Consider the following 23543-nt stretch of genomic DNA (forward strand, 5'->3'; position numbering starts at 1 on the left):
AAGTCTGGTCGGCGGGGGGTCGGGGCGGCTCCCCTTTTTCAGCCCAGGGGGACACGGCATGCGGAGCGTCGGGACGGTTCTCGTGTTGGTCGTTCTGGCCACCTTGGTGGCGACCTTCGCGCGCCGGTGGCGCATCCCAGCCCCCTCCCTGCTGGTGGTGGCCGGTCTTGCCGTCGCGCTCCTGCCGGGCACTCCCGAGATCCAGATCAGCCCCGAGATCATCGGGCTGGTGGTGCTGCCGCCTCTGCTGTACGCGAGCGCGGAGGACATGCCGTGGCGCGAGCTGCGGGCGGTGTGGAAGCCGGTCGGGATCCTCGCGATCGGTCTGGTCCTGGCGTCGGCGGCAGCTGTCGCTGTGGTGGCGGCGTGTGTGACGCCGCTGTCCTGGCAGATGGCGTTCGTGCTGGGCGCGGTGCTGGCCAGCACCGACCCGGTCGCGGTGACCGCGCTCGGACGCAGGCTCGCCCTCCCACCCCGGGTGCAGGTCCTGGTCCAGGCGGAGAGCCTGTTCAACGACGCCACCTCCCTGGTGCTGGTCCGGGTGGCGGCGGGTATCGCGATCGCGTCGGCGGCCGCGAACTGGGGTGCGGCCGGCGGTCAGTTCCTGCTGCTGGCCGGAGGCGGCACGGTGATCGGGGCGGCGGTCGCCGGAGTGATCATGTTGATCCGCCGCCGTACTGAGGACCCGGTGCTGGAGACGGTGATCGCGCTGGTCACCCCGTATGCCTCCTATCTCCTGGCGGAGGCCGCGCACACCTCCGGAGTGACCTCGTGCGTGGTCGCCGGGGTGATCCTGGGCGGCCGGGGCGACCGGCTCACCAACGCCCGCATACGGCTCCAACTGCACGCCGTGTACGGCACGGTCGTGTTCCTCCTGGAGAGCGTGGTGTTCAGCCTCATCGGGCTGGCCCTCCCGGCCGAGGTACGGGCGCTGGCCGACGGCGACCGCACCTGGCCGCTGTACGCCCTCGCCGTCGCAGCCACGCTCATCGCCGTGCGGATGCTGTGGCTCGCGCCGCTGTCCGCGATCGTGCAGCGCAAGGGCGGCATCCACCCGCCGAACTGGCGGCTCCCGATGGTCCTCACCTGGGCCGGCACGCGCGGCGTGATGCCGCTGGCCGCTGCCCTTTCCCTCCCCGAGGTCACCAGGAGCGGCAGCACGCTGACCGACCGGCCCCTCGTCCTCGTGCTCACCACCTCCGTGGTCGTGGTCACCCTGGTCGTCCAGGGCTTCACCCTCGCGCCCGTGGTTCGTGCCTCCGGCATCGCCCTGGAACAGGCCCACACCGAACGCGAGGAGACCGAGGCCCGCTCCCATTTGGCCCGAGCGGGGCTGGCCCGGCTTGAGGAGCTGGCCGAGTTGGAGGCCGTCTCCGACATCGTGCTCGACCGGCTCCGTCGCGGTCTGAACGCCCGCCTGGAGGACGCCCGAGACCACCTCGCCGAGAACAACGGCACCGCCGCGGCCACCGAGTCGGCCGATCTCGCCTACCGCCAGCTCCGCCGCGACCTGATCGCCGTGGAGACGGAGGAACTGCAGTGTCTGTACGAGGCCCACCGCATCAGCGACACCACCCGCCGCCGCCTCCAGCGCTCCCTCGACCTGGAAGAAGCCCGGCTCACGGATGCCTGAGCGACTTTTCCTCCTTGCGTCACCGATGACCGCTGAGCGGAATTCCGTCAGCCTGGGCGCAGCCACAGGACGGTGAGCAGCATGTTCAGCCACCTCTGTCTCGTCCGGACGGCTTTCTGATGGCGAACCGGCTTTGTTCGACGGCACTTTGACGGCGACCCGCGCCGCGCCGTACGAGTGCCGCAAATTCCCTGGGCGCCGTGCCGGTCGGAGCGGCGAGCGGGATTGGATTCACTGTCGGCCGCCGCTGGGGCCACGGACGTCAGCGGCCGCTCACGAGGAGCGGAGTCCCCACTTCGCGGTGACGCGAAGGCGGCCCGGTGCGTGTCCGAGGGGACGCGCACGCGCGCAGGACGCCTGCCGTCGCCTCATCGCCGGCGTTCGTGCGCCACCGTGCGGGGCCGGGGCCCCGGCCCCGCACGGTGGCGGCCACAGTCCCTGTCCACGGTCAAGGCACGAAGGTGTCCATGTTTCCCGCTGCCCCGGAGCAGGCCCCCTTCTCACGCCCCGAACGCGCGCCCCGGCCCAGGGCGGAGGGAAGTGCGAGGCGGCGCGCCCCGAGCGGGCTGTTCGAACCCGCCCCGCTCGTCCGCTCCTTCCCCGAGGCGCCGCGCAAGCTCCACCCGCGCGTTCTGGCGCGGAACCCGGTGCTGTTCGTCGTGTCCGTCGGCGCGGTCCTCACCACGCTGTCGGCGTTACTGCATCCAGCCATGTTCACCTGGATCATCAGTCTCTGGCTGACGGTCGTCTTCGCCAACCTTGCCGAGGCCGTCGCCGAGGACCGCGGCAAGGCATGGGCCGAGTCGCTGCGCAGGGCCCGCACGGACACGGTGGCGCTGCGGCCGGACCACTGGAACTACGGCACGACCTGGCGACCGCCCGCACGGAGGCGGGTGGCGGCGGCAGTGGTGTCAGGGGCGGCACAACGGTCCTGTCCGACCGCATCGTCTTCCTTCTGGTCGTGGTCACGCTCCAGCCGGTGAGAGAGTATGCCGCCTTAACGGAAACTTGACGCGCTCCGTGAGATCGCTCACGGGCCCGTGGGCCGCTCTCTGCTTAGCTGATGCCGCCATCCGTGGGATGGCCGGACCCCGACCGAGCCGCTGAGCCGCACACCTGGAGAGCACGTCGATGGCCACCACCGAACACCCGCCGCCGAGCCGACTGCGGACGTGGATGCTGGAGGGTCTGGCCGACCGGGCGGGACACCAGCAGGGGCCGTACGCCGAGGCGGGTGCGCCGCACGCGGGGCAGCGCTGGTGGCGGGTGATGTGCCTGACCGGTGTCGACTACTTCTCCACTCTCGGCTACCAGCCCGGGATCGCCGCCCTGGCGGCCGGACTGTTGTCCCCGGTGGCTACCGTCGTGCTCGTCGTGGTCACCCTCTTCGGCGTTCTGCCGGTCTACCGCCGGGTGGCCGCGGAGAGCCCGCGGGGTGAGGGCTCGATCGCGATGCTGGAGAGGCTGCTCTCCTTCTGGAAGGGCAAGCTGTTCGTCCTGGCCCTGCTCGGTTTCGCCGCCACCGATTTCGTCATCACCATCACCCTGTCCGCGGCCGACGCCTCCACCCACCTGGTGGAGAACCCGCATCTGAACAGCCTGCTGCACAACCAGCAGATGCTGGTCACGCTGTTCCTCGTCGCCCTGCTGGGCGCGGTGTTCCTCAAGGGCTTCATGGAGGCGATCGGCGTCGCGGTCGTTCTGGTGGTGGCGTACCTGGGCCTGAACGCGGTCGTGGTGGCCGTCGGGCTGTGGCACGTGTTCACCGCGGGCCACGTGGTCACCGACTGGACCCACGGTCTGACCGCCGAGCACGGGAACGTCTTCGCCATGATCGGCGTCTCTCTGCTGGTCTTCCCGAAGCTGGCCCTCGGCGTCTCCGGCTTCGAGACCGGCGTCGCGGTCATGCCGCACATCCAGGGAGACCCGGACGACACCGAGGAGAACCCCAAGGGCCGGGTCCGGGACACAAGGAAGCTGCTGACCACCGCTGCGGTGATCATGAGCATCTACCTGATCCTCACCAGCTTCATCACCACCGTGCTCATCCCGGCGAAGGAGTTCGAGACGGGCGGCCAGGCCAACGGACGCGCGCTGGCCTACATGGCGCACGAATACCTCGGCGGCACCTTCGGCACGATCTACGACCTCTCCACCATCGCCATCCTGTGGTTCGCCGGCGCCTCCGCCATGGCCGGCCTGCTCAACCTCATGCCCCGCTATCTGCCGCGCTACGGCATGGCCCCGCAGTGGGCGCGTGCCGTGCGCCCCATGGTGATCGTCTTCACTCTGATCTCCTTCCTGATCACCTGGCTCTTCGACGCCAGTGTCGATGCGCAGGGCGGCGCCTACGCCACGGGTGTGCTGGTCCTGATGTCCTCGGCCTCGATCGCGGTGGCCATCGCCGCTCACCGTGCCGGAGAACGTGGGTGGCTCATCGGCTTCTCGGTGGTGACCGCGGTGCTGCTCTATGTCACCGGCGCCAACGTCGTCGAGCGCCCGGACGGTGTGAAGATCGGTGCCTGCTTCATCGCCGCCATCATCCTCGTCTCGATGCTGTCCCGGCTGGCCCGTGCCTTCGAGCTGCGCGTCACGCAGGTCGAACTGGACCCCGTGGCGGAACGATTCATCCGGGACATGGCCAGCCGCAAGCTCCGCTTCATCGCCAACGAGCCGGACCAGCGCGACAAGGCTGAGTACCGCGACAAGATCGAGCAGATCCGCGCCGACAACGACATGCCCGAGCAGGAGGACTTCGTCTTCGTCGAGGTCACGGTCAGCGACCCCTCCGAGTTCGAGGAGGAGAGCCTCACTGTCCGCGGTGAGGTTCTGCACGACAGCTACCGCGTGTTGACCATGGAGTCCTCCTCCATCTCCAATGCCCTGGCCGCCCTCGTCCTGCACGCCCGGGACATGACCGGCTGCACCCCGCACATCTACTTCGAGTGGACCGAGGGCAACCCCTTCGCCAACTTCCTGCGCTTCTTCCTCTTCGGCCAGGGCGAGGTCGCCCCGGTCACCCGAGAGGTCCTGCGCGAGGCCGAGCCGAACCGGGAACGCCGCCCGCGTGTGCATACCGGCTGAGGACCGCCGTCGGCGACCCCGTCAGGGGCCCGTCAACATTCGCCGTACGGCGTCAGGAGCCCGTAAGCAGTGGTCGCCGCACCGGGTGCGGGCACCTGTGGGCATGCAGCTTCCGCCGAGCGACGCCTCCCGCTGCTCGGTCATACCGCCTCAGCTGGACTTGGGCCGGACTGCACGCTCGCTCCCACTTGCTGTGGTGTGTTCGGGCATCGCGGTGACGTCGGGGGGCAGGTGTGCCATAGTGAACGACGCCCTTGACCTGCAAAAAGCAGGCAGGGAGCCGTCTTCTAGGAGTGCTGAATGCTGCGCACCATGTTCAAGTCCAAGATCCACCGTGCCACCGTCACCCAGGCCGACCTGCACTACGTGGGATCGGTGACGATCGACGCCGAGTTGCTCGACGCGGCCGATCTGCTGCCCGGGGAGCTCGTGCACATCGTGGACATCACGAACGGCGCGCGGCTGGAGACGTACGTCATCGAGGGGGAGCGGGGTTCCGGGGTCATCGGGATCAACGGGGCGGCCGCGCATCTCGTGCACCCCGGGGATCTGGTCATCATCATCAGTTACGCGCAGGTCAGTGATGTCGAGGCGCGGGAGCTGAAGCCTCGGGTGGTGCATGTCGACGCAGGCAACCGGATCGTGGCCCTCGGTGCCGATCCGTCCGAGCCGGTACCGGGGTCCGAGCAGCGGCGCAGCCCGCAGGCCGCGACGGCCTGAACCCGGGCGGCCCGTCCGGCCGCCGCTCCCGGGTGAGTGGCCGGGCGGTGATCGGGTAGGCGGGGGAGGAGTCCAGAGGCGACGTCCAGTGTCATCGACCGCGGAGGACATGATGACGAACCCGCACCCCGACCCCACCCCACCGGGCACACCTCCCATCCCGGAGCCGCCCCCGGTCCCGGACCCCTATCCCAGCCCGGTACCGCCTCCGGAGCCCGGACCGGGTCCCGGGCCGACGCCGCCTCCACCCGGACCGGGTCCGCAGCCGACCCCACCACCTGGTCCCGGCCCGACGCCACCCGTGCCCGGCCCTCCGGAGCCGTCCCCTTCCCCGATCCCGCCGGGCCCGGAACCCGTACCGAGCCCCGAACCGGGCCCACCCCTGACCACCTGAGGCGGGGTCCCGCGAAAACGTGACCCCGAGGGGAGCGGGGAACCGCGCGACCGGCCACGGCGAAGCCGCGGCCGCTCGACGGGGGTTTCCCGCACCCCTCGGGCCGCGCCCGGCAATGGCGACTGCCGCCGCGCCGGGAACGGGGTGCCACGCCCCCCCCGGGCGGCCCCGTGCCCTTGGGGCACAGGGGCCTGCCGGTCCCCTACGCCGAGACCTCGGTCCGGTCCCCGCCCCACAACGTGTGGAACGTGCCCTCCCGGTCCACCCTCCGGTACGTGTGCGCCCCGAAGAAGTCGCGCTGCCCCTGCGTGAGCGCAGCCGGCAGCCTGGGGGCGCGCAGTCCGTCGTAGTAGGACAGGGCCGCCGCGAAGCCCGGGGTCGGGACGCCCTGCCGTACCGCCGTGGCGAGCACCTCGCGCCAGTCGTCCTGGGCGGCCGCGATCTCCCGGGCGAACGTCTCGTCGGACAGCAGGCTCGGCAGGTCGGGGCGGGCGTCGTACGCGGCGCGGATCCGGTCGAGGAACGCCGCGCGGATGATGCAGCCGGCCCGCCAGATCGCGGAGACGGCGCCCTGGTCGATGTCCCAGCCGTACTCCTCGCCGCCCGCCGCGATCTCGTGGAAGCCCTGTGTGTACGACACGATCTTGGAGGCGTACAGCGCCTGTTCCACCCGGTCCGCGAAGGCCGCCGCCTCCGCACCGCTCAGCGGCGCCGGCTGGGGACCGGCGAGATGGCGGGAGGCCGCCCGCAGTGCGGCGTGGCCGGACAGCGAGCGGGCGAAGACCGCCTCCGCGATGCCGGAGACCGGGACGCCGAGGTCGAGCGCGATCTGGACGGTCCAGCGGCCCGTGCCCTTCTGCTCGGCCTGGTCCACCACCACGTCCACGAACGGCTTGCCGGTCGCCGCGTCCACGTGGGACAGCACCTCGGCGGTGATCTCGATCAGATAGGAGTCCAGCCGCCCGGTGTTCCAGGTGCGGAAGATGTCCGCGACCTGCGCCGGCGCGTAGCCCGCCACGTCCCGCAGCAGCTGGTACGCCTCGCCGATGAGCTGCATGTCGGCGTACTCGATGCCGTTGTGCACCATCTTCACGAAGTGCCCGGCGCCGTCCGGGCCGACATGGGTCACACAGGGCGCGCCGTCCTTCGCCTTGGCGGAGATCTTCTCCAGCATCGGGCCCAGCGAGGCGTACGACTCCTTCGACCCGCCCGGCATGATGCTCGGCCCGTGCAGCGCGCCCTCCTCTCCGCCCGAGATGCCGGTGCCGACGAAGTGGATGCCCTGCTCGCGCAGCTCCCGTTCCCGGCGCCGGGTGTCCGCGAAGTGCGCGTTGCCCCCGTCGATGATCATGTCGCCGGGCTCCAGGAGCGGTGCGAACTCCTTGATCACCGCGTCCGTGGGGTCACCGGCCTTGACCATGATCATCAGGCGGCGCGGACGCTCCAGGGCGGCCACGAACTCCTCGGCGGTCTCGGTCGCGACGAAGTCGCCCTCCTGCCCGAACTCCTTCACCAGGTCCCGCGTCCGCGACGCCGTACGGTTGTGCACGGCGACCGTGTAGCCGTTGCGCGCGAAGTTCCGGGCGAGATTGCGGCCCATGACCGCGAGGCCGGTGACGCCGATCTGCGCTGAACTGCTCATACCGCCTGCTCCCTGATCGCCTCGTGAGTGCGGCCCCGTCGCTACGGGTCCCCGCCCATCCTGTCGTGCCCCCCGGGCGAGCGCACATCAGACTCGCCATCCCCGGGAGCGAGGTGTCGGACGCGTCCCCGCCGGTCCGGGGAGAGACGAGCCGACGGCCTTGCGATCATGGCCAGTTGACGCCCATGGACGGCCGAAACGCCGTCTTGTCGTGGCATGTTCGCGGCGCATAGCTTTGCCCCTCCTGACGCATGAGGGGACATCGCACATGGCCCTAAGCGGCCGGCACCGCCGGTACCAGCCGAACAGGATCAACCGCGCCTCGCTCACGGTCACGGCGGGCGGCGCGGGCCTCGCGCTCCCGCTGATCGCCGCGGGCACGGCCGCCGGCACGGCCACCGGGGCGGACGCCCGCACCGGCGGCGAGGCCGGCTCCCACGCGGGCCCGTCGGCCGGGGCCCGGGACGCCGAGCCCGGTGGGGTCCTCGACGCCTCCGCCCATGATGTGCGCCCCCAGACCACGCCCCAGTCCCGGGCCGGCCGCACCACGATGTACACGGTGGTCCACGGCGACACCCTCTCCGGCATCGCCGACGAGCACCGTGTCCAGGGCGGCTGGCGGGAGCTCTACGCCGCCAACCGTGCCACCGTCGGCGCCGACCCCGACCTGATCCTGCCGGGCGAACGGCTCGGCCTGCGCCCCGCGAAGGCGTCCCCCGGATCAGCCGAGGCCCCGACTGCGTCCGGGGCCACCAAGGCGCCGACGTCCACGAAGGCGGCCGCCGGGACCGCCGGGGCCACGACCGGGAAGACGGTTTCACACCCGGCGAAGCCGAAGGTCCACCATCGGGCCGAGAGCGGCGAAAGCGGCAAGAACGCCAAGAGTGGCGAGAGTTCGACGGGTGGGACGAGTACGCACGGCGTCGTCGCCCCGGTCCACGCGGCCATCGGAACCGGGTACCGGGCGGCCGGCCCGCACTGGTCGAAGGGGTACCACACCGGCGTCGACTTCCTCGTGCCGACCGGAACCGCCGTGCGCGCCGCCGAGGCGGGGGAGGTGGTGGCCGCGGGCTGGGGCGGCTCCTACGGGTACCAGGTGGTGATCCGGCACGCCGACGGGCACTACACCCAGTACGGTCATCTGTCGGCCATCTCCGTGCGGGTCGGCCGGTACGTCGCCGCGGGCAGCCGGATCGCCCGCTCCGGGGCGACCGGCAACGTCACCGGCCCCCATCTGCACTTCGAGGTGCGCACGGGCCCCGGCTTCGGCACGGACGTCGACCCGCTGGCCTACCTCCGGGCCCACGGCGTCAGGATCTGACCCGCGGCCGCCGGTGCGGGACGGTCCGGCGGGCGTACGGCGCCGCCGGCGCGCGCTCCCCGGAGGGTACGGGCCCGCCCGCGTCCTGTCGGGCGGTGTCGCCCGCCGGGACGAGCAGTTCCCGCAGGCCCGGTGCCCTGAGTCCGTCCGCGTCCGCGGGACCTCGTGCGTTCTCGCCGTCGGCCCGCTGCCGCGGCACCGAGGGGGACCGCCCCGCGGGGGTCCGGCCCCCGGCGGCGGCCGACGGCTCCGGGGCCGGAGCCCCCGTCTCCTCCATCCGCTCCGTCGTCAGCATGATCAGCCCGCCGGCCGCCAGCACCGCGCACCCCAGGGCGAGCAGGGTGCCCGTCGTGCCGTGGCGGAAGGTCTCGCCGAACATGAGGATGCCGACGACGGCGGCCAGTACCGGGTTGACCACGGTCGCCGTGGCGAGCGGCGCGGCCAGGCCGCCGCCCCCGTAGGAAGCCTGGGACAGCAGGACGCCGGCCACCGAGAACACGACGATCAGCGCCAGCGAGAAGAGGGTGCCGGAGGAGTCCAGGTCGCCGTCCCAGCCGACGGTGACGGACTTGGTGAACACCGAGGACATGCCGAACGCGGTGCCGGCCGCCGTCGCGATCAGCACACTGCGCACCGCGGGGTGCCGGTGGGCGGCCCGGCCCGCGCACATCAGCGCCACCACCGCGCCGCCGGTGACCACCGCGACGGCCAGCCGCTGGGCGGCGTCGAGCGCGTGGTCCTGGGAGGAGCCGACCAGGGAGAGCAGCCCGGCGAGCCCGACGGTGGCCATCACGGCGCCCCGCCAGGCGGCCGCCCCGGCCCGGCGGCCGACGCACAGCGCGGCCAGGGGCAGGGCGAAGACGATGGTCAGCGCGCCGAGCGGCTGGACGATGCTGAGCGGGCCGTAGGCCAGTGCCACCACGTGCAGCAGCCCACCGAGACCGTTGAGCGCGAGCGCGCCCCACCAACCGGGCCTGCGCAGCGGCAGGTACGCGGTGCCGGGCGACGTCACGGCGACGCGCTCCTGCACGATGGCGCCGCCCGCGTAGCCGAGGGCGGACACCAGCGACAGCAGCACGGACAGCGCGAGGGCGCTCATCGGCCTCTCCCGCTCATCGGTGTCTCCTGTGCGTGCGGCGAGGGTCCTGGGCCCGGCGCGGCCTTCGGTCGGCTTCCATGGTCAGCACTCTGCCCGCTGGCGCCCTTCCCGTCGTCGTCCCTGAGCACGCAATGCGTCCTACTCCCGATGGAGTACACCGGTTCGGTGATCATCCCTGAGATGGGTTACCCAGGGGGAGCCCCCGGACAACCGGTGCGCGAACGGGCCTGGTACGAGTGTCCTCGTGGACCTGGACCCCGAACTCGCCGCCCTCCGCCCGCCGGGCCCCTTCTTCGCCCTGCGCACGGTCCCCTGCGGGGACCCGGCCGGGCTGCCGGCCCTCGCGAGGGCCTATGCCCCTGACGGCCCCGGCGATCCCCTGACCGCACGCGTGGACATCGTCGCCCGGCGTCTGCGCACCCCCGAACCCCGGGTCGCCGCCTCCCTCGCCCAGCAGGGCCTGGCCGCCCGGCTCTGGTCGGTCGCGCTCGGCTGCGCCGTCCTCTACGGCCGGCTGCCGGACCTGCGCCCGAGCCTGCTGCGCTGGGACGTCGAGGCGTCCGCGCCCGACGACCTGTGGCTCACCGAGGTCCGCCGGGGACCAGGGGACGCCGCCGGCACCGCCGCCGCCCTCGCGGACACCGTGCTGCTCGGCCATCTGGAGCCCCTGGGGAAGACCCTGAGGGACCATTACGGGGTGGCGGCCGGGCTGCTGTGGGGCAACGCGGGCTCCGCGCTCGCCGGGGCCGCGCGGGAACTGGAGCGCTGGTCCCGCGCGCAGGGCCGCACCGGCACGGCGGCACGCACCCGCGCCCTCACCGGTGAACTCTTCGGCCACCCCCTGCTGCGGGACACCGGCACCCGCACCGGCACCGCCTTCCGCCGCCGCAGCTGCTGCCTGTACTACCGGGTCCCGGGCGGCGGGGTGTGCGGCGACTGCTGCTTCCCCCGGCCCCCGGCGGCACCGCCCGCCCCAACCGCCGTACCGGACAAGGGAGATCCGCCGGCCGGCTGAGATCCGTACCGCGGGGCGGCAGCCGGGCGTGTTTTCTCACGATCCGTCAAATCACCCTCGCCGCGACGCGTTTACCCTCTCACGCCGCGTAATGCCCGGATTCACGGCATTCGCCCGCCACGATGCAGGCAACGATGTCGAACCTCCGGAGGTCATCCGAGATGAGAGGGACCCGGCGCACACGGCTGTGCCTGGCCTGGGTGATGGCAGCGTCCGCGCTGATCGCCACCCCCGCCGCGGGAGCCGCCGAGCGGACCGACGGCCACCTCACCGACCTGGTGAACCCCTTCATCGGGAGCCAGGACGAGGGGAACACCTTCCCCGGCGCCGCCGTGCCCTTCGGCATGGTGCAGCTCTCGCCCGACACCGGTCACAACACCGGTTACGACTACACCCAGAGCCGGATCCGCGGCTTCTCGCTGGTCCACCTGTCGGGTGTGGGCTGCCGGATCGGCGGCGACCTGCCCGTGCTGCCCACCACCGGCGACGTGGAGCAGACCGACGACGCCAAGTACGCGGCCTCCTTCACGCACGACGACGAGGCGGCGAGCCCCGGCTACTACCGCGTCGGCCTCGGCTCCGGCATCCGCGCCGAGTTGACCGCCTCCGCCCGCACCGGGGTGCAGCGCTACACCTTCCCCGCCACCACCAAGGCCAACGTCCTGCTGAACGCCGCCCAGTCGCTGCACAGGACGAGCGGCGGCAAGGTGGAGATCCTGGACGACCGCACCGTACGCACCGAGATCACCGGGCACGGCTTCTGCCGGGACACCGGGCCGTACACGGTCTACACGATCACCCGTTTCAGCCGGCCCTTCACCGCGTACGGCACCTGGGACGGAGCCACCGTCACCGCGGGCTCGCGCAGCGGGCACGGCGGTGCCTATGTCCGCTTCGACACCACCGGGGACCGCACGGTCGAGGCGACCACCGCGCTGTCGTACGTCGACCCGGCCGGCGCGGCGGGCAATCTGCGGGCCGAGGGCGGCCGGTCGTTCGACACCGTGCGCCGGGCGGCCCGCGAGCGGTGGGAGGCGCGGCTGGCGGGGGTGCGGGTGCGGGGCGGCGGCGACACCCTGCGCCGCACGTTCTACTCCTCGCTGTACCGGTCGTACCTCGCGCCCAACATCGGCGGCGACGCCGACGGCCGCTACTTCGGCTGGGACCGGCGCGTCCACCACGCGAACGGGTTCACGTACTACCAGAACTGGTCGCTCTGGGACACCTACCGCACCCAGGCCCAGCTGCTCGCCCTGCTCGCGCCGCGCGAGGCGCGGGACATGGCCCGCTCGGTGGTGGCGATCGACGAGGACGGCGGCTGGCTGCCCAAGTGGGGGTACGGCCCGGTCGAGACCAACGTGATGAGCGGCGACCCGGTGACCCCGTTCCTGACCACGGCCTATCAGATGGGCCTGCTGAAGGGGTTCGAGGAGCGGGCGTACCGGGCGCTGCGCAAGAACGCGGACGGGGTGCCGCCCGCCGCCAACCCGGGGATCGGGCGCGAGGCCAACGCCGAGTACATCAAGTACGGCTTCGCCCCGTTCGAGAAGGACCGGCCGCCGGCCAAGATGGGCGACTCCGACTACCACCACGGTGCCTCCGTCACCCTGGAGTACGCCCTCGCCGACGCCATGCTCGCCCAGATGGCCCGGGGCCTCGGGCATGACGCCGACGCGGCCCGGTACGCCGCCCGCTCGCGTAACTACCGCACCGTCTTCGACCCCTCGACCGGCTTCTTCCGGGCCCGCGACGCCTCCGGCGCCTTCACCGGCTCCACCGACCCGGCGCTCGGCACCGGCTTCCACGAGGGCACGGCCTGGCAGTACCAGTGGCTGGTCCCGCAGGACCTGGCCGGCATGATCGGCCTGATCGGCGGCAAGCGCGCCGCCGACGACCGCCTCGACTCCTTCTTCGCCTACGACCGGCTGCTCGCCGATCCGGCGAGGACGGCCCGTGAGGTGTGGGTGCACGGCGACGCGTACGCCTACTACAACGCGGCCGTCTACAACCCGATGAACGAGCCCGACCTCATCGCGCCCTACACCTACCTCGCCACCGGCCAGCCCTGGAAGACCACCGACGTCGTGCACGCGGCCCTGACCCTGTTCACCGACGGCCCCACCGGCATGACCGGCAACGACGACCTCGGCACCATGTCCGCCTGGAACGTGCTCTCGTCCATCGGGCTCTTCCCGATCCAGCCGGGCTACGACACCTGGGGCCTGTCCACCCCGGTCTTCGACCGCGTCGACCTGATCCTGGACCGCCGCTACTGGCCGAGCGGCGGCCTGACCATCACCGCGCCCGGCACCTCGGCCGCCGACCGCTACGTCCAGAACGTGCGCGTCGACGGTTCGGCCCACGGGCGGACCTATCTGACGACGCGTGCGCTGCGCTCCCTGCGCTCGCTGGCGTTCACGGTCGGCCCGCGCCCGTCGGAGTGGGGTACGTCGGCCCAGGCGGCGCCCCCGGTACTGAAGTGACCTCAAGCTTCACCCGAGTCCCGCCCCGTTCGGAGGGGCGGGACTTTATCTTTTGTTAACTCAGTGCATATCGATCGAACTTGACCGTAATCGACACTCGGGGATTGACTGAAGCTCCCTTCCGCCGACGCGCGAGGCAAGCCCGATGACCTCCGATCTGCTCGCTCCCCTCGACCTGGCCTTCTGGAACATCGAGTCCGACCGGTACCCGATGCACCTCGGCGCGCTCGGCGTGTTCGGCGCGCACTCGCCCACCGCGGGCGCCCACGCCGCCGACCTGCTCGCCGCCCGCGCCGCCGCGGTCCCCGGCCTCCGCCTGCGCATCCGGGACGTCTGGGGGCCGCTCGCCTTCGGCGGCGCCACCCGCGAGGCGGACCCGGACTTCGATCCGCTGAACCATGTACGGCTGCACGCGCCGGCCGGCGACTTCCACGCGGCCGCCGGACGGCTGATGGAACGTCCGCTGGAGCGGGGCCGGCCGCCCTGGGAGGCGCACGTCCTGCCCGGCGAGGACGGGGTCTCCTTCGCCGTGCTCTTCAAGTTCCACCACGCCCTCGCCGACGGACTGCGCGCGCTCAGACTCGCCGCGGGCGTCCTCGATCCGACGGACCTGCCCGAGCGGCCGGCGCGCCCCGCCGAGCCGCCGCGCCGCGCCCTGCCGGACGTGCGCGAGCTGCCCGGCATGCTCCCCGGCCTGGTCAGGGGTGCCCTCTCCGATGTGGGCCGGGCCCTGGACATCGGGGCCTCCCTCGCCCTGTCCACGCTGCGCATGCGCCCCAGCGACGCGCTCGCCTCCCCGCCCAGCGGCACCCGCCGCACCGCCGGTGTCGTCCTCGACATCGACGATGTGCACCGGGTGCGCAAGACGGCCGGCGGCACCGTCAACGACGTCCTCATCGCGGTCGTCGCCGGAGCGCTGCGCCGCTGGCTCGACGAACGCGGCGACGGCAGCGCGGGGGTGGCGCCGCGCGCCCTGATCCCCGTCTCCCGGCGCCGTCCGCGCACCGCCCAGCCACCCGGCAACCGGCTCTCCGGCTACCTGATACGGCTCCCCGTGGACGAGCCCGACCCGCTCGGCCGGCTCGCCGCCGTGCGCACCGCGATGGTCCGCAACAAGGACGCGGGACCCGACCGGGGCGCCGGCGCGGTCGCGCTGCTCGCCGACCATGTGCCGGCCCTCGGCCACCGGCTCGGCGGCCCGCTCGTCGGCCAGGCCGCGCGGCTGTGGTTCGACATCCTGGTCACGAGCGTGCCGCTGCCCGGAGTGGGGCTGCGGCTCGGCGGCCACCAGCTCAGCGAGGTCTACCCGCTGGCCCCGCTCGCGCCAGGCCAGTCGCTGGCGGTCGCGATCTCGACGTACCGCGGGCGGGTGCACTACGGCCTGGTCGCGGACGCGGCGGCGGTACCGGACCTCGACCGGTTCGCGCGCGCGGTGTCGACGGAGGCGGAGGCGCTGCTGGCGGCGTGCGACTGCTGAGGGGCGGTGCCTCGGCAGGTCGGCCGGGCGCGGTGCGTCACGGGCCCGGCCCTGCCCCGCCGGGCCGGGGCCCGTGACGGGCGTGGCCGGCGCGTTGTGCGGGGCCGCCGGTGCTCGTGGGACAGCCGAGGGCGCCGGGCCGGCCCGGCCCACGCTCCGCACCGGCCACGCCCCCCGCCCCTGCTCCCGCTCCGGCCGGGTTTCGCTTCCCCCTCCCGCGCTCCGTTAAAATTTCGCGTTCGACAGCGGGCGCGAGTCGGAGCGCTGCGCGGGATCAGGGAAACGGCAGCGCGATGACGGTGACAGAAGACGGCCCCATGGCCACGGACCCCATGGCCGCGGAAGAGGTCGTCCACGGCCCGGGGATCGACCCCGAGCGCCTGGCCGTCTGCCTCAGCGTGCTGGAGGAGCTCGACACGATCGACGTCGACCACCCCGACGCGATCCTGGTGCGCCGGGCCACCTCGCACATCTACCGGACGGTCAAGCAGCGCCGCCGCCAGGAGCGCCGGGCCGCCAAGACCGCGCACGACCGCGCGGTCACCGAGGCCACGGCCACCGGCTCCGCCGAGCGCATCGACGACGAGACCGAGGGCATCCTGCCCTCCTCGAAGGTCGAGGAGGGGCGCATCGCGGGCATACTCCAGCGCCCGCGCTCCTGCTACACCTGCAAGACCCGCTACGTCGAGGTCGACTACTTCTACCACCAGCTCTGTCCCCGGTGCGCCCAGCTGAACCGCGCCAAGCGGGACGCCCGCGCCGACCTCGGCGGCAAGCGCGCCCTGCTCACCGGAGGCCGTGCCAAGATCGGCATGTACATCGCGCTGCGGCTGCTGCGCGACGGTGCGCACACGACGATCACCACCCGGTTCCCCAAGGACGCCATCCGCCGCTTCAAGGCGATGGAGGACTCGGCGCAGTGGCTGCACCGCCTGGAGGTCGTCGGCATCGACCTGCGCGACCCGGCGCAGGCCGTGTCCCTGGCCGAGCGGGTCACCGAGGCCGGGCCGCTCGACATACTGATCAACAACGCGACGCAGACCGTGCGCCGGCTGCCCTCGGCGTACGCCGCGCTGGTCGAGGGCGAGAGCGCCCCGCTGCCCGCCGGTGAGCTCCCCGCCCATCATGTGATCGGCGCCTTCAACTCCGGCGCCGTCGACGGCATCGCCGCGCTGCCCGTCGGCGCCGGCGGTCTGGACGCGCAGAAGGTCGCCGACCTCGCGCTGGTCGCGGGCAACGCCAGTGTCGCCCGGCACCTGGACGGGACCGCGATCGACGCGGGCGGCCTGGTCCCGGACGTCGTGGACACCAACACCTGGGTGCAGTCCATCGAGCAGATCTCCCCGGTGGAGCTGCTGGAGACCCAGCTGTGCAACTACACGGCTCCGTTCATCCTGATCAGCATGCTCCGCCCGGCGATGGCCGACGCGGCCCGCAAGGCGGCACGCGGACGGTCGTACGTCGTCAACGTCTCCGCGATGGAGGGGGTGTTCAGCCGCGGCTACAAGGGCGCCGGGCACCCGAACACGAACGCCGCGAAGGCGGCCATGAACATGGTGACGCGGACCAGCGCCCAGGAGATGTTCGACACCGACGGCATCCTCATGACCTCCGTCGACACCGGCTGGATCACCGACGAGCGCCCGCACTACGACAAGCTGCGCCTCGCCGAGGCCGGTTTCCACGCGCCCCTCGACCTGGTCGACGGCGCGGCCCGCGTCTACGACCCGATCGTCCGCGGCGAGGCCGGCGACGACGTGTACGGCGTCTTCCTCAAGGACTACGCGCCCGGCAAGTGGTAGGAGACGCCGCGCACTGATCTCCGGGGTCCTCCCCCCGGAGGTCAGTCGACCGCGTCGAGCCGGCAGCGGCGGGCGGCGACCAGCTCCAGGACCGTGCGCCAGTCCTCCGGAACACCGGCGTCGAACCCCGCAGTAAGGCCCTCCTCGCGGGCCAGCCGCAGGAGATCGTCGTCGGCGGTGTCCGCCTCCCCGCGCACCAGCCGGTACACCCGCTCCCCGAGCAGCGGCCGCACCGCCGCGGCGGCGCGGCGCGCCGAGTCCGCCTCGTCCCCCGGGGCCGGTAGCGGCCCGATGCCCTGCACCAGCCCCGCCACCTGGAGCTCCTTGTCTGCGGGGCGGCCACGGCGCAGCAGCGCGGCGGTCCGCAGCGCGTGCTGGGTCCGTCCGGCGTGCAGCAGGTCCATCAGCTCCTCGACGCTGCGCAGCTCCATGCGTCGGTCCTTCCGCGAGAGGGCCGTGTCGGGCGCCAGCAGATCATGGGGAGCTTGCGGCCCGGCCAACGGCATCTGAACGGCGCCGCGAACGGCGTGTACGCCGAACGGGTGATACGGAGCGTCGCGCCCGCGATGCGCTTTGTTATGTATAGCTGCATATTGGACGGTATTGGGTTGCCGTTCGAAACGCGATAGTTACCCCTTGTTTGCACTCCCTATCGAGCGGCAGTCCGCTCATTTGGTTAATCTGGGATGGACGGACAGCGAAAAGGGGTCCCACCCACACCCATTTCGTCCGTCGGGAGCGTGCCCGAGATCATCGGTCCGCACCGCCCGAAGTACCGGCGCCACCGCGTCCGAACTGGCCTTCCATCCAGACCCGAGCGGGCGGCGAGCGCCGGAGCGCAGATTGTCCGGTACGCCCCGAGGGTGACCCGACACATAAGGAGTGCGCGGTGACACCGGAGAAGACGAAACGCGAGCAAAGCCCCGAAGAGTACCCGGAGCGTCCGGGCCGCCGGCCCGGAGAACTCGGCAGTCTCGACGTGTGGGCCCGGTCCGCCCCCATCCGCCTCGCGGGCTACGAGGAGGACCTCGCCGAGCCCCATATCCTGCCGAGCGTCGACTGACCCCCTCCGTTCGCGATCGCCGCCCCGTACGGGCGTGACGAAGGAGTCCCGCCCGCGCCGACCGACCGGTGCGGCCGTTCCCGGCGACCGGCCGCGGATCCGGCCCCGCCGCCACGGCCCGGCCCGCCCGACACGCACAAGTCGCCCGCCACCCCCGGGATTTCCCGCGCGCCCGCCGCACGCGGGCGGATAGTCTCGGCGCCGCCGGTATCGACGGGGAGGGGCGGGACGTGCGGGAGCGGGACTGGACCGGGCAGGCGGGGGAGCTTTTCGAGGCGGCGATGTTCCGGGGGGACACCGGCGCGCTGGAGCGGTCCGACGACGTACTGGACGCGGTCGAGGCGCCGCTCGCCCTCGCGCGGGGCAAGGTGCTGCACCTCCGCTTCCTGGGCGACCGCGTCGAGCGGCCAGGGGAACTGGAGCTGTTCGAGCGCGCCGCCGAGCTGTACCGGCGCCTCGGGGACGGCCCCGGGGAGGCGGACGCGCTGTTCTGGATCGGCTGCTGCCACCAGGTGGTGAAGGGGGACGGCCCGGCCGGCGTGCCGTACTTCGAGCGGTCGTACGCCCTTGCGCGGGACGCCGGAGACCGCAGGACGATGTCCTACGCCGTGCGGCATCTCGGCTTCGCAGACAAGGACGCCGGGCGCTTCGAGCGGGCCCGGGAGCGGCTGACCGAATCCGTGGCGCTGCGCCGGGAGATCGGCTTCCCGGCCGGCGAGGCGGCCGGGCTGGTGGCGCTCGGCTACCTCGCCGCCGAGACCGGGGACCGGGCGACCGCGTTCGGACACCTGGACGAGGCCGGGAGGGTCGCCGGGAGCTGCGGCGCCAAGACGGTGACGGAGTGGGTCCAGGAGGCCCGGCGGCTCATCGGGGAGCGGGGCTGAGGGGAGCGGAGGAGCGGGAGCCGCGCAAGGCCGGGGCACGCGTCATACGCCGGTGCCCGGTGCCTTGCGCCGCCGTGATGCCTCAGTCGCCCAGCGGTGCCGTACGACGCCACGGGAGCGAGCGCTCCAGTTCCTCGGCCAGGTCCAGCAGGACGGCCTCCGTGCCGGGGCGGCCGACCAGTTGGACGGCGGCGGGGGCGCCCGAGGGGAGGGCGCCGACGGGGACGGACATCGCCGGCCAGCCGGTCAGGTTCCAGGGCGGGGTGAAGGGCGAGTAGGCCGAGTCGGCGAGCACGTTCCGCAGCCAGCCGCGTTCGTGCCAGGGCCCGGCGGCGGGGGCGCGGCGGGCCAGCGCCGGGGTGAGCAGGACGTCGTGCTCGGTGAGGAACGGGGTCAGCCGGGCGCGCAGGCGTTCGCGTTCGGTGCCGGTGCGCACCGAGCCGACGAAGCGCCGGCCGATCGCCGCGTGCACCCGGGTGCGCCGGGCCAGCCGCGACGCGTCCAGACCCTCGGCGTCCACCGCCGTACCCGCCGTCCAGTGCTTGAGCGCGCTCACACCCATCGTCAGGGGGTACGGCGGTTCCGCCCGGCGCACCCGGTGACCCGCCCGCGCCAGCGCTCCCGCCGCCTGCCGGACCGCGCTCGTGTACGGGCGGCCGACGCCGGCCAGGGGGAGCGGATTGCGCAGGGCCACGGCGATCGTGCGCCGCGCGGGCTCCGCGGTGGCGGGGAAGTCCCGGCCGGCCAGGACGCCCAGCACCAGCCGCAGGTCCTCGACCGTGGTCGCCAGCGGGCCGTTCTCCGACATGCCGAACCAGTCGCCCTTGCCGATCCCCGCCGGCACCACCCCGAAACCCGGCTTCAAGGTGACGAGACCGCAGTTCGCCGCCGGGATGCGCAGGGAGCCCATGCCGTCGTTGCCGAGCGCCACCGGCACGAACCCCGCGGCCACGGCGGCGGCGCTGCCCCCGGAGGAGCCACCCGCCGTGCGCGTGGTGTCCCAGGGGTTGCGCGAGGTGCCGTACGGGCCCTCGGTCGTGCCGAAGACGCACAGCTCGGGCACGTTCGTCAGGCCCACGACCACCGCGCCCGCCGCCCGCAGCCGCGCCACCGTGACATGGTCCTCGGCCGCCGGGGTGTCCGGGGTCGCGGCGGAGCCGTCGCGGTGGGCCTCGCCGCGCACCGCCAGATTGTCCTTCACCGCCACCGGCACGCCCGCGAGCGGCAGTTCGGCGAGATCGGCGCGCGAGGCCACCTCGTCCGCCTCGGCGAGCGCAGCCCGCGTCCGTACGGTGCGGAACGCCTCGATCCGCCCGTCGTAGCGTTCGATCCGTGCCAGGTGCTCCGCCACCACCTCCCGTGGCGTCACCCGCTTCTCCCGCACGGCGGCGGCTGTCTCGGCGGCACTCCGCCCGGCCCGGTTCCCCACGGCACTCCTCGGTCACTCGTCGCCTACTCGCCAGTACGCACAGGTGCGCACGGAGAACTGTGCCCCGTCGGGCGCGGTACGTCGAGGGTCCGCCGGCGCCGCCCCCGCGCGGGCCCTGAATCACCCTTGCGGCGGCGCCGGTTCCGCCAGCCGGTCCAGGACGCGGCGGGTGCCGGGATGCCCGCCCGTCCCCGCCCGGTACACCGCGTGCACGCCGCGGTGCACGGGCTCCCGCAACGGATGCACGCTCAGGCCGGGCGGGACGGGCGCCGGCAGCGCGAGGCGGGGCACCAGGGCGACCCCGGCGCGCCGGGCGGCCAGTGCGCACAGCACCGCGAAGTCGCTGGCCACGGCGACCGCCCTGGGCACGAACCCGGCCGCCCCGCAGGCCCGCCCGGCCATCTCGTGGCAGGCGGTGTCCGGCCCCGGCAGCAGCCAGGGGGCGTCCGCGAACGCGGTCAGGTCGGCCGGGGTCCCGGCGGCCAGTGCGCGCTCCTCGGCCTCGGCCCGGTGCAGCACCAGGAACACCGGCTCCCGGAACAGGTCCCGGCGCTCACAGCCGGCCGGCAGCGGCCTGGGCAGCAGGCTGTAGGAGTGGGTGATCGCGAGATCGACCTCACGGCGGGCCAGCGCCGCCTCGGCCGGGTCGGGCTCGTGCTCGACCAGCTCGATGAGCGGCGCCCCGGGATCGTCCGGGCCGTCCGAACCGGCGGGGCCGTCCGGGTCGGGCCACAGCCCCGGCAGCAGCGCCCGCGCCACCGAGGGGAACGCGGCGATCCGCACCAGGGCGCGCTCGCCCCGGCGCAGCGCCGCGATGTCCGACTCGGCGGCCGCGAGCGTGCCCAGCACCACCGCGGCATGCTCCACCAGCCGCCGGCCCGCCTCGGTCAGCCGCAGCGTACGGCCCCGCTTCTCCAGCAGCGGCAGCCCGGCCTCCCGTTCGAGCGCCGCGAGCTGCTGGGACACCGCGGGACCGGTGAGGTGCAGCGCCTCGGCGGTCGCCGTCACGGTCCCGCGCGCCGCGAACTCGGCGAGCACCCGGAGTCTGCGCACCTCCAGCAAGAAGCCCACCTATCGGATCGACGAAGAAAGAGTAAATAGATCTTTTCGATTCTACGGCGCACAGTCGAAGTCGTGAAGCCCGACAAGATCTTCCTCGCCCTGGCCGCCACGGTGCTGCTGTGGGCCTCCGCCTTCCCCGCGATCCGGGTCGCCCTGCGCGGCTACGGCTTTGCCGACCTGTCCTTCCTGCGCCTGGCGGCCGCCTCGCTCGTCCTGGCCGCCGCGGCACTCCTGACGGGGGTACGCAGGCCCGCCCGCCGAGATCTGCCTCGCATCGTCCTCGTCGGTGCCCTCGGCATGAGTGCCTACCAACTCCTGCTCAACTGGGGTGAGTCGCGGGTACCGGCCGGCACCGCGAGCATGATCGTGGCCGTCGCCCCGGCGCTCAGCGCCCTGTTCGCGGCCGTCCTCTTCCGCGAGCGGCTCAGTCCGGCCGGGGTCGCCGGGTCCGCCGTGGCACTCGCCGGGGCGGCCGTGATCGCGGCAGCCGGCGGCGACACCGGATACACCGCCGCCGCCTGGGCGGTCGTGGCCGCCGCCGCGGTCCAGGCCGCCTACCACCTCGGCGTCAAGCCCCTGCTGCGCGGCTGCACCGGCCTGGAGGTCGCCGCCTACGCGATGTGGGCGGGCACCGCCCTGCTGCTGCCGCTCGCCCCGGGCGCGATCGGCGCCGCCCTGCGCGCCCCCGCCGGGTCGCTGCTCGCCGCGGCCTACCTCGGCGCACTGCCGTCGGCCGCCGGATTCGTCGTCTGGGGCCACGCCGTCGCCCGTCTCACGGTCACCGCCGCGACCGCCGCCCTGTACCTGGTGCCGGCCGCGACCCTCGCCGTCTCCTATATGTGGCTGGGTGAATGCCCGCGGCCCGTCGAACTGCTGGGCGGACTGCTGACCGTCGCCGGGGTGGCGCCGGCCGGACGCGGCCGGGGGCGCGGTCGTACGGCGGCGTCCCCGGCCCGGCGGGCGGCCGCGCCCCGCGTGCGCGCGTGAGCGGCTACGGGCGCTCGGTCGCTCGGGCCAGCCGGGTCGGTGGCAGGTACTCGCGCACGTACGTCCGGTCCCAGCACGCCCCCGTCTCCCGCAGCTCCCGCCAGGAGGTGTAGCGGTAGCGGAAGAGGCGGGCGCGGACGTAGCGGGGCGGGGTGTCCGGCGGGAAGGGGGAGCGGCGCAGCAGCCGCAGCGTGGCGCGGTCGTTCTCCAGGAGGCGTTCCACCAGGCCGCCGAACCACTCCCCGGCGTAGGCGGGGGACAGCGCGGCGAACCACATCAGCCAGTCCAGGCGCAGATGGTACGGCGCGAACTGCCGGGGCCAGTGGCGAAGTCGGCCCGGCTTGCCCTTGAACTCGTACTCCCGCCAGTCCGAGTCCTCCCGCGCCACCTCGTCCGAGGTGCCCTCCACGACCACCTCGTAGCGCACCCGGCTGACGCTGCCGAAGGCGCCGTAGGTGTTGACCAGGTGGAGCGGATCGAAGGAGCGGTTCATCACCTGGCGCCGGGAGACCATGTTCACCACCGGGTGATAGCTGAGGAACAGCAGCAGCGCGGCCGTCGCGAGGACCACGATCTCGTACCACAGGGGGGTGGAGGGCGCGGAGGGCGGCGTGGCCGGGAGCCGCAGCGCGGAGACCGCCAGCACGATCGTGATCCAGTTCAGCCAGGAGAAGTTGCCGGAGAGCACCAGCCACAGCTGGGTCACGATCATCAGCGCGGCGGCTGCCGAGGCGATCGGCTGGGGAGTGAACAGCAGGAACGGCACCACGAGTTGGGTGAAGTGGTTGGCGGCGACCTCCACCCGGTGCAGCGGCTTCGGCAGATGGTGGAAGAACCAGCTCAGCGGGCCCGGCATCGGCTGGGTCTCGTGGTGGAAGTAGAGGCAGGTCAGCTTGCGCCAGCAGGCGTCGCCGCGCAGCTTGATCAGTCCGGCGCCGAACTCCACCCGGAACAGGATCCAGCGCAGCAGGAACAGCACCGGCACCGGGGGCGCCACCTCGTCGTTGCCGAGGAACGCGGCCAGGAAGCCGGTCTCCAGCAGCAGCGACTCCCAGCCGAACGCGTACCAGGTCTGGCCCACGTTCACGATCGACAGGTACAGCGCCCACGGCACCAGCCACAGCGCGATCGCCGCCCACAGCGGCAGCAGCGCGTCCACCCCGGCGAGCAGCGCCGCCGACACCGCGCACCCCGCCCACGCCGTGCCCGCGAAGAACCGGTCGGAGTAACGCAGCTGGAACAGGCTCGGTGCCCGCCGGAAGCTGATCCGTGCCACGTACTGCGGGATCGGCAGCATGCCGCGTTCGCCCAGCAGTGCCCGGAACTGGAGGGCGGCCGAGAGGAACGCGACGAGGTACACGGCGGCCAGGGCCCGCTGGAGGACCAGCCGGCTCAGCCAGTAGTCGGGTGCGGTGAACCAGTCCACGACCGCCTCGCCCTCTCGCGCC

General features: G+C 73.2%; 18 protein-coding genes. 12 read left to right on the top strand and 6 right to left on the bottom strand.

The window, feature by feature from the left end:
• Positions 1 to 58: 58 nt before the first annotated feature.
• The 4 genes from VT52_RS02060 to panD all read left to right on the top strand — a co-directional run bounded on the left by VT52_RS02060 (position 59) and on the right by panD (position 5437).
• Positions 59 to 1633 carry a Na+/H+ antiporter gene (locus VT52_RS02060; protein WP_046416905.1) on the top strand — a complete coding sequence of 525 codons (1575 nt, stop codon included), beginning with the start codon at positions 59 to 61 and terminating at the stop codon, positions 1631 to 1633.
• Between the two features lie 467 nt (positions 1634 to 2100).
• Positions 2101 to 2616, top strand: a complete 516-nt coding sequence (locus VT52_RS38400) for a hypothetical protein (protein WP_046416907.1) — start codon at positions 2101 to 2103, stop codon at positions 2614 to 2616.
• 148 nt (positions 2617 to 2764) lie between these two features.
• Positions 2765 to 4717, top strand: a complete 1953-nt coding sequence (locus tag VT52_RS02070; RefSeq protein WP_046416908.1) for an APC family permease — start codon at positions 2765 to 2767, stop codon at positions 4715 to 4717.
• Positions 4718 to 5017: 300 nt separating this feature from the next.
• Positions 5018 to 5437, top strand: coding sequence for an aspartate 1-decarboxylase (gene panD / locus VT52_RS02075; RefSeq protein ID WP_046416909.1), 420 nt, complete (start codon positions 5018 to 5020; stop codon positions 5435 to 5437).
• A 596-nt stretch (positions 5438 to 6033) separates the two neighbouring features.
• Here panD and gndA read toward each other — a convergent pair.
• The gene (gene gndA, locus VT52_RS02080) at positions 6034 to 7473 is read right to left on the bottom strand and encodes an NADP-dependent phosphogluconate dehydrogenase (protein ID WP_046416911.1); all 1440 of its coding nucleotides are present in this window, start codon (positions 7471 to 7473) and stop codon (positions 6034 to 6036) included.
• Positions 7474 to 7741: 268 nt separating this feature from the next.
• On the opposite strand from gndA, the gene VT52_RS02085 reads away from it, so the two are divergent.
• Positions 7742 to 8794: a M23 family metallopeptidase gene (locus VT52_RS02085; protein ID WP_046416913.1), complete on the top strand. Its 1053-nt coding sequence runs from the start codon at positions 7742 to 7744 to the stop codon at positions 8792 to 8794.
• Here VT52_RS02085 and VT52_RS02090 read toward each other — a convergent pair.
• Positions 8784 to 9893: a DMT family transporter gene (locus tag VT52_RS02090; protein WP_167377649.1), complete on the bottom strand. Its 1110-nt coding sequence runs from the start codon at positions 9891 to 9893 to the stop codon at positions 8784 to 8786. The genes VT52_RS02085 and VT52_RS02090 overlap by 11 nt on opposite strands.
• Positions 9894 to 10137: 244 nt before the next feature.
• On the opposite strand from VT52_RS02090, the gene VT52_RS02095 reads away from it, so the two are divergent.
• From VT52_RS02095 to VT52_RS02110, 4 genes are all read left to right on the top strand, one after another.
• Positions 10138 to 10908 (top strand): (2Fe-2S)-binding protein, encoded by a 771-nt coding sequence (locus tag VT52_RS02095; protein ID WP_046416914.1) that lies wholly within the window; start codon positions 10138 to 10140, stop codon positions 10906 to 10908.
• Between the two features lie 161 nt (positions 10909 to 11069).
• Positions 11070 to 13391 carry a GH92 family glycosyl hydrolase gene (locus VT52_RS02100; RefSeq protein WP_046416916.1) on the top strand — a complete coding sequence of 774 codons (2322 nt, stop codon included), beginning with the start codon at positions 11070 to 11072 and terminating at the stop codon, positions 13389 to 13391.
• Between the two features lie 145 nt (positions 13392 to 13536).
• The gene (locus tag VT52_RS02105; protein ID WP_046416917.1) at positions 13537 to 14868 is read left to right on the top strand and encodes a wax ester/triacylglycerol synthase family O-acyltransferase; all 1332 of its coding nucleotides are present in this window, start codon (positions 13537 to 13539) and stop codon (positions 14866 to 14868) included.
• Positions 14869 to 15161: 293 nt separating this feature from the next.
• The gene (locus tag VT52_RS02110) at positions 15162 to 16670 is read left to right on the top strand and encodes an SDR family NAD(P)-dependent oxidoreductase (RefSeq protein WP_046416918.1); all 1509 of its coding nucleotides are present in this window, start codon (positions 15162 to 15164) and stop codon (positions 16668 to 16670) included.
• A gap of 41 nt (positions 16671 to 16711) precedes the next feature.
• Here the strand turns inward: VT52_RS02110 and VT52_RS02115 are convergent, their stop codons facing one another.
• Positions 16712 to 17101: a hypothetical protein gene (locus VT52_RS02115; RefSeq protein WP_046416922.1), complete on the bottom strand. Its 390-nt coding sequence runs from the start codon at positions 17099 to 17101 to the stop codon at positions 16712 to 16714.
• Between the two features lie 458 nt (positions 17102 to 17559).
• Here VT52_RS02115 and VT52_RS36655 point away from each other — a divergent pair, with 458 nt between their 5' ends.
• Positions 17560 to 17733 (top strand): hypothetical protein, encoded by a 174-nt coding sequence (locus tag VT52_RS36655; RefSeq protein WP_106979947.1) that lies wholly within the window; start codon positions 17560 to 17562, stop codon positions 17731 to 17733.
• Positions 17734 to 17963: 230 nt separating this feature from the next.
• Positions 17964 to 18617 (top strand): hypothetical protein, encoded by a 654-nt coding sequence (locus tag VT52_RS02120; protein ID WP_079174787.1) that lies wholly within the window; start codon positions 17964 to 17966, stop codon positions 18615 to 18617.
• Positions 18618 to 18699: 82 nt separating this feature from the next.
• Here VT52_RS02120 and VT52_RS02125 read toward each other — a convergent pair whose 3' ends face one another.
• Both VT52_RS02125 and VT52_RS02130 read right to left on the bottom strand, forming a co-directional pair.
• On the bottom strand, positions 18700 to 20046 hold the full coding sequence (locus tag VT52_RS02125; protein ID WP_046416923.1) for an amidase: 1347 nt from the start codon (positions 20044 to 20046) through the stop codon (positions 18700 to 18702).
• Positions 20047 to 20166: 120 nt separating this feature from the next.
• Positions 20167 to 21117, bottom strand: a complete 951-nt coding sequence (locus VT52_RS02130; protein ID WP_240509625.1) for a LysR family transcriptional regulator — start codon at positions 21115 to 21117, stop codon at positions 20167 to 20169.
• Positions 21118 to 21180: 63 nt separating this feature from the next.
• On the opposite strand from VT52_RS02130, the gene VT52_RS02135 reads away from it, so the two are divergent.
• Positions 21181 to 22095 carry a DMT family transporter gene (locus VT52_RS02135; protein ID WP_046416924.1) on the top strand — a complete coding sequence of 305 codons (915 nt, stop codon included), beginning with the start codon at positions 21181 to 21183 and terminating at the stop codon, positions 22093 to 22095.
• A 4-nt stretch (positions 22096 to 22099) separates the two neighbouring features.
• Here the strand turns inward: VT52_RS02135 and VT52_RS02140 are convergent, their stop codons facing one another.
• A complete protein-coding gene (locus VT52_RS02140) occupies positions 22100 to 23521 on the bottom strand; it encodes a lipase maturation factor family protein (RefSeq protein ID WP_046416926.1) in 1422 nt (473 codons plus the stop codon).
• Positions 23522 to 23543 lie beyond the last annotated feature (22 nt).

The sequence above is a fragment of the Streptomyces malaysiense genome (genome assembly GCF_000980885.2).
Taxonomy (GTDB): Bacteria; Actinomycetota; Actinomycetes; order Streptomycetales; family Streptomycetaceae; genus Streptomyces; species Streptomyces malaysiense.